The organism is Sphingomonas segetis, from assembly GCF_009720245.1.
GTDB classification, from domain to species: domain Bacteria; phylum Pseudomonadota; class Alphaproteobacteria; order Sphingomonadales; family Sphingomonadaceae; genus Sphingomicrobium; species Sphingomicrobium segetis.
The window spans coordinates 1-6054 of sequence record NZ_WJSQ01000156.1; the positions used below are offsets into that span (position 1 = coordinate 1).

Annotated in this window: 5 protein-coding genes and 1 pseudogene; 3 read left to right on the forward strand and 3 right to left on the reverse strand. The window is 61.6% G+C overall.

From position 1 onward, the window contains the following. The first annotated feature begins 291 nt into the window (after positions 1 to 291). Positions 292 to 1509, forward strand: coding sequence for a methyltransferase domain-containing protein (locus tag GH737_RS12370; protein WP_155265114.1), 1218 nt, complete (start codon positions 292 to 294; stop codon positions 1507 to 1509). Between the two features lies 1 nt (position 1510). Here the strand turns inward: GH737_RS12370 and GH737_RS12375 are convergent, their stop codons facing one another. Continuing rightward, positions 1511 to 2800: a flippase gene (locus tag GH737_RS12375; RefSeq protein WP_155265115.1), complete on the reverse strand. Its 1290-nt coding sequence runs from the start codon at positions 2798 to 2800 to the stop codon at positions 1511 to 1513. A 97-nt stretch (positions 2801 to 2897) separates the two neighbouring features. Here GH737_RS12375 and GH737_RS12380 point away from each other — a divergent pair, with 97 nt between their 5' ends. Next, on the forward strand, positions 2898 to 3815 hold the full coding sequence (locus GH737_RS12380) for a glycosyltransferase family 2 protein (RefSeq protein WP_155265116.1): 918 nt from the start codon (positions 2898 to 2900) through the stop codon (positions 3813 to 3815). Here the strand turns inward: GH737_RS12380 and GH737_RS12385 are convergent. Further along, complete coding sequence (locus GH737_RS12385) at positions 3778 to 4656, reverse strand: glycosyltransferase family 2 protein (RefSeq protein WP_196233151.1); 879 nt, start codon at positions 4654 to 4656, stop codon at positions 3778 to 3780. The two genes, GH737_RS12380 and GH737_RS12385, sit on opposite strands and share 38 nt — an antisense overlap. An 82-nt stretch (positions 4657 to 4738) precedes the next feature. Between GH737_RS12385 and GH737_RS12390 the strand changes: the two genes are divergently transcribed. Further along, on the forward strand, positions 4739 to 5536 hold the full coding sequence (locus tag GH737_RS12390; protein ID WP_196233152.1) for a WecB/TagA/CpsF family glycosyltransferase: 798 nt from the start codon (positions 4739 to 4741) through the stop codon (positions 5534 to 5536). Positions 5537 to 5765: 229 nt separating this feature from the next. Here the strand turns inward: GH737_RS12390 and GH737_RS15840 are convergent. Further along, positions 5766 to 6050: pseudogene (locus tag GH737_RS15840) on the reverse strand (O-antigen ligase family protein); the annotation flags it as partial. Between the last annotated feature and the right edge of the window lie 4 nt (positions 6051 to 6054).

A 6054-nucleotide genomic window follows, 5' to 3' on the forward strand; every position in this document is an offset into this window, starting at 1 on the left:
GCGAGCGCCCGCGCGCGGCCAGAGCGCAAGCGCAGGCGCCAGCCCGAGCTCAAGCGCAAGGGGCCCCCGCGCGAAACGCGCGTCCCCGGATCGTCGCAAGAAGCGAAATCGCCCGCCGGTACTGCCTTCACGGCCGCATGCCCCCCAAAAAAGGCGTCGGCTCGGTTCCGCGCGCATTTTCGCGCGGGCGAGGGGGTGAGGTCAAGGGGTGTTGGCGAGGGGGTGTCTATTTGTGGGAGGGGATAGCTTGTTCGGCGTTGCGCGCCGACGCATTCGCTTTATCCACCGCTTATGGCCACGTTGCACGGGAAAGTTGTTGCTGGTCGGGGCGTAGGCTCCGAGCATATCTCGCGTGCGTCTGATGAACTGCGGATCATCACGGGAGAACGGCCTTACCCCGGCACGTTGAACATCTTGCTCGATCGCCCGGCGAAGCTGAGGGAAGAAGCTGGAAAGCCGTTTGATGGCGGCGAAAGGCTGCTTTGGCGTGCACGTCTGAACGGCACTCCTGTCTGGCTCTACCGCTGGCGCCACGCTCCCCTCCATGTTCTGGAGGTGGTCGCTCCGTTCTCGCTGCGTGAACGGTTCGGGATAGAATACAATTCACCAGCTGCAATTGAGCTAGATGAAGGGTGTCTAGGCCATGTACCCTGGTTTGGTTGGGCTCTCCTCTGGAAGGGTCGCGAGCGCTTCGTCTACACGAATCACCGATATCACCAACTTGTCAGCAATGTGATGCGTATGACCGGCTTTGGAATCGATCCAACCGGCGCTGCAATCAAAAAGACTCTGCGAGGCATTCTGCGGAAGACGGGACTGGACAAATCCCAGCGACCTTATCGCTTTTGCCGCGTCGACATCGACACGGACGATAGCGTGGCGAGAGAGTTCAAGCAGGTCTTCAACCTCCTCAATTATACAAAGACGAGCAATACGGACTATTCGGCTCAGAAATACCCCGCCGGCTACCATTCGATCGATCTGAACGATCAGCGACTCTCCGGGCAGCGTGATCCAAGAGCGCGCCTTGCTCAGGTACCCATCGATTTTGCAGGCAAATCCGTTCTTGATCTCGGCTCGAACCAAGGTGGAATGCTGCTGCAGCTTGCAGACCGATTGAAATGGGGCGTCGGCGTCGACTTCGACCATCGGATGGTGAATGCGGCCAATCGCATAAAATCGGCCAAGGGCGCCTCGCCGCTGAATTTCTATGTGTTCGACCTACAGAAGGAAGACCTGCAAATCATCCGCGACTTCCTACCGGAGCAGCGAGCTGACGTTTGCTTCTTACTGTCTGTCTGCATGTGGCTCACAAACTGGCGCACAGTGATCGAGTTCGCTGCTTCAATCGCAGATTCTGTACTGTTTGAGAGCAACGGAACGCCTGAGCAGCAGCGTGATCAGATCGAGTACCTCGGTAATCTCTTGCCGAATGTGACCTTCCTGTCTGGAGAATCTTCCGACGACACTGGGCAGAGTAATCGGAAATTGCTGCTCGCCCGCAGGTAACTCACGCCCGTTGGGGGCCGCGAATCAGGCGGATAAGTGGCCAAGCAATTGCCTCAGACATCCATATGCCGGCCTGAGCCGTTTTACGGCTGGTGAAGCAAGACAAGTAATACGCCAAGGTATACGCAACTACGGTAGCAACCGCGGAGCCGACACCACCGAATTTCGGGATGAGAAGAAAGTTCAGTCCGACGTTCACAGCTGCGCTCATCAGCTGGCGGCCGATGAAGAGCTTCAGCAGATCCTCGGTCACGAACCACTTCTCGACGATCATGCCCATGAACACCGCCGGACAGGCCCAAACGTGAATGGCGAGGATTGTTCCGGCAGCTCGAAATTCTTCGCCGAAGAGCCATGAGATCAGAGGACGAGCGATAAAACTGACAGTCACCGCAACGAGCATGCCAAGCCAAAAGAGGTAGCGAATGCTCTCCCGCATTCGTCGCCGGTATTTCGACGCGTCCACCGTGCGGAGCTCGACCAACCTCGGGAATACGGACGCGACGATCACGACGGGAACGACATACGAAACTTCCGATACACGCGCGGCAATCGCATAGGTGCCCACGTCAGCCATTCCCCGCATTTGGCCGAGCATGAACTGATCGATCTTCAGGTAAATGGTAGCGGCCGAAAACGAGATGATCAGCGGCCATGATTTGTTAAACAGGTATTTCGCGCGGTTTAACCTGAACGTCAGGCGCGAGCTTGGGCCGACGCTGCGCCGATATACGAATACGTAGCCGAGACACGCGATGGCCGATTGAATGGAAATGATTAGTGCGAACACCCACACCGGCGCGGCGACAGCAACGGCCGACACTCTCGCAATTGCTCCTAATGCGCTGCTCGCCGAGGCAACCATCGCGACCGCGAGAGATTCGGTTCGCGCCTCGAAGTGCAATCTAAGGCCGATTGCCACATCGAAAAGCATGCTGATCGAAATCAAAAGCACGAGGAGCCGATCACGCCCATCGTGCACGACGAGAGCGGCGATGGCGTTACCGAGAACGACGGCGAACAAAGCCGCAGCGAGCTTGGAGTAGATGACGACGCCCATCGTGTCGCTGTGGGTCTCTCGATCTCGAACAAGCTCCTGAACGACAATGCCACCGAATCCGAGGTATGAGATGGTCGACAGCAGCGCGACGAAAGCAATTGCGTAGCTCAGCGACCCGTAACTTGTCGGCCCCAGGTATCGTGCTACGAGTATGCTGACCGCGAAGTTCAGGAGCAGCGTGAGTGCGCGCTCCGTGAGTAGCCAAGCCGAGCTGGTGAGCGCCTTGCGCATGTGTGGGCCCGGTCTCGGCGGATGCACGCCATGACTCCTTCACGCTGTCGAACGAGCACCGTAGTCACTCCCCGGAAGCGCAGCTAGTCTTGCGCGGATGATCTATTCCGCGCGCCAGCTCCTGCATCCAAACGTGCGTAGAAAACTCGGAGCCTTGCGCGACAGAATTATCAGCCGCTGGTTTGCGGCACTCGCGGTAGGGCGTCTTAGGCAGCCTACGACTGCCTGCCCGCACGCCCTTCCCGGTGAGCTGATCGCGTCTTTGACTTCCTATCCCGCCCGGTTTCGTACCCTGCGCCGTACCCTGGCGTGCTTGCTAGACCAGACCGTCAAGGCAGACAGAACGATTCTCTGGATTGCTCAAGAGCACCTGAATCAACTGCCGACCGAAGTGCGCCGACTTGAAACGCGTGGTCTGGAGATTAGAGCCTGCGATGACCTGCGCTCTTACAAGAAGCTCATCCCTGCGCTGGAAGCATTCCCCAACGCCTTCATCGCGACCGCGGACGATGATGCGTATTACCCCCGCAACTGGCTTGAAGAACTCGTGAACGGAATCGACACACCACGAGTGATCACGTGCCACCGAGCGCATCGGCTAAAGCAAACTGGAAACTGCAACGTCGCACCTTACTTGGAATGGGATTTTGACGTTCAGGACGAGGCATCACGCCGCCCGTCCGCCGATCTGCTTCCAACTGGCGTCGGCGGCATCCTGTATCCGCCTCACAGCCTTGATCCGCGCATAGTCAATCGGGCGTTGTTTGAGCGCCTTGCCCCGTTTGGCGATGATCTGTGGTTTTACTGGTGCGCAAGAATGGCCGGGACGCTGCACAAAAAAGTCGGCGGCAGGATGTCGCTGGTAGTGTGGTCCGGATCGCAACAAACTGCACTATGGTCCGGCAATGAAGCGGGCGGAAATGACCGGATGATCGCTGCTCTGGAGCGAGAGTTTGGGGCTGTTCCTGTCGAGCAGTCTAACCGCGCAGTCGCGAATAGATCGATCGTCGAATAAACACCTGCCCGAGGGCCTTTACCGCAACCCTCGGCGCGAACGCTCCGCGCGCCAACGCCGCGAGATAGTAGCGGAAGCCTGTCAGATATTTTCCGGACTCGGCTGCCAGTCTCGCCACCTGCCGGCCGCGATAGGCGTGGTACGCCCGGTCGCTCAGCATTGGTCGCACACCGTCAACCCATGCTAACGCGCCGCGCCAGTCCTTCGATCGCGACAGGCGATCTCCCGTCTCGTCGTCGAGCATGACGACTGCGGATCGAGGCAGCATCTCAAACTCGGCTCCCGCAGCCGCGAGACGAATGGCGAAGTCCATGTCCTGGCTAAAAGCGATTTCCTCGTTGAAGCGGACTCTCCGTGCGAGGAGCGTCGGCAACACGATCGTGGAAGTCTGCGTGAACCCGTCCCGGCAGGCGAGATAGTCGGGAATAGGTTCACCGGGGCGTGGAGCTGTGCGCGGCCGTTGACCAACGATGCGACCGCGTCTCTCCACAAGGACGCGAGAGAAGACGACCCGATTGGTGCCGCAAACCTCAACATCGCGCTCCAACTTCTCCCGAAGCCAGCGATCGTCGCTATCGAGGAACGCGACGAACTCACCGTTCGCCTCGTCGATGCCGGTATTGCGGGCGGCACTCCCGCCGCCATTCTCGCGCCGCACATAGCGGAACCGCGGATCGCCCAGACTGTCGACCACCTCCCTCAACTGCTCGCCGTCAATCGATCCGTCGTCGACAACGATGCATTCGAAATCCGCGAACGTCTGGTCGCGCACCGACTCCAGCGTCGGGAGGACGGTCGCGGCGCGGTTGTACACCGGCACGATCACGCTGAAGCGCGGCATGGCGCATCCTAGCTCACACCATCGCCCATTCAACAAGTTGCGCGCCCTTGTCCCGCCCGGGTACGCAGCTAAGCTCGCGCCCATGGGGGGCCCGGTCGAGCATGTGTTCGTCGGCGGCGTCAAAGCCGCGACGCTATCGCGCGCGGAGTTCACCCGGCTGATCGTCGAGGATTGCCTCGAGCGCAGGGCCGCCGGGAAGACCGCCCCGCCGGCTTTGCTGTTCGATTCCAACGGCCACGGCATTTCGATGGCCGCGCGTGATCCCGCCTACGCCGGGGCGCTCAAGGCGGCCGATGCCGTCCACGCCGACGGCGGCTGGATCGTGCTCGCCTCCCGCCTCGTCGCGGGCGCTTCCATCCCCGATCGTTCGGCGACCACGGACATGATTCACGACCTCGCCGCCGCCGGGCTCGGGCACGAACTGTCGCACTTCCTGCTCGGCGCGACCGAGGAGGTGAACGCTGGCTGCGCCGAGCGGCTTCGCCAGCTCTACCCCGGCATCCACATCGCCGGGCGGCATCACGGTTACTTCACAGCCGACGAAGAAGCGTCGGTCATCGCGGCAATTGGTGCCGTTGCTCCCGACCTGCTGTGGATCGGCCTCGGCAAGCCGCGCGAGCAGCTCTTCGCGGTGCGCCACCGCGATGCGCTGCGCGCGTCCTGGGCGATCACCTGCGGCGGCGGCTTCAATTATGTGACGGGCCACTACCGGCGCGCGCCGCGCTGGATGCAGCGCTCGCACCTCGAATGGCTGTTCAGGGCGGTGACGACGCCGAAGCTGCTGTGGCGCTACGCGACGACCTCGCCCCACGCGATCTGGCTCGCCGCGACGCGGATCGACCGGCGCCGCGTTCCTCCGCCCCCCACTGCGAAGCAATGATGGCCGCGCAGGCGAAGAAGATAGACTGCGGCAGGGCATAATAAAGCGAGGCGTCGTAGAGCGACAGGATGGCGATCGCGGTCATCGCCATGAAGGCGGGGACGAGCGCGCCGCCCTCGCGCCGCGCCGTCGGGATCGCGCGAGCCGCAAAAGCGATTGCAAGGACTGCGGCGCACAGCAACCCGACGAGACCCCACGACAGCGCGAACTGGAGGAAGACGTCGTGCGGCTGCGCGAGGTTGGCGGTCGGCGCGACCGTGCTCATCTGCCCCTCGCCATGGCCGAACACGGGCCGCTTCTCGATCGCGTGGATGACGTTCTTCCAGATCGTGGTCCGCCCGGTCGTCACGTCGCCGCTGGTGGTTTGCTGCACCGCGTGGGTCAGCCCCATCATGGTGCTCGGCGCCGCCGGGGCGATCCACACGACCGCGACCGCCGCCGCCATGCCGGCGAGCGCCGCGCCCCAGGCGCGGACCGCGCGGAATGCGGGGAAGAGGACGATGCCGACGGCCAGCGAT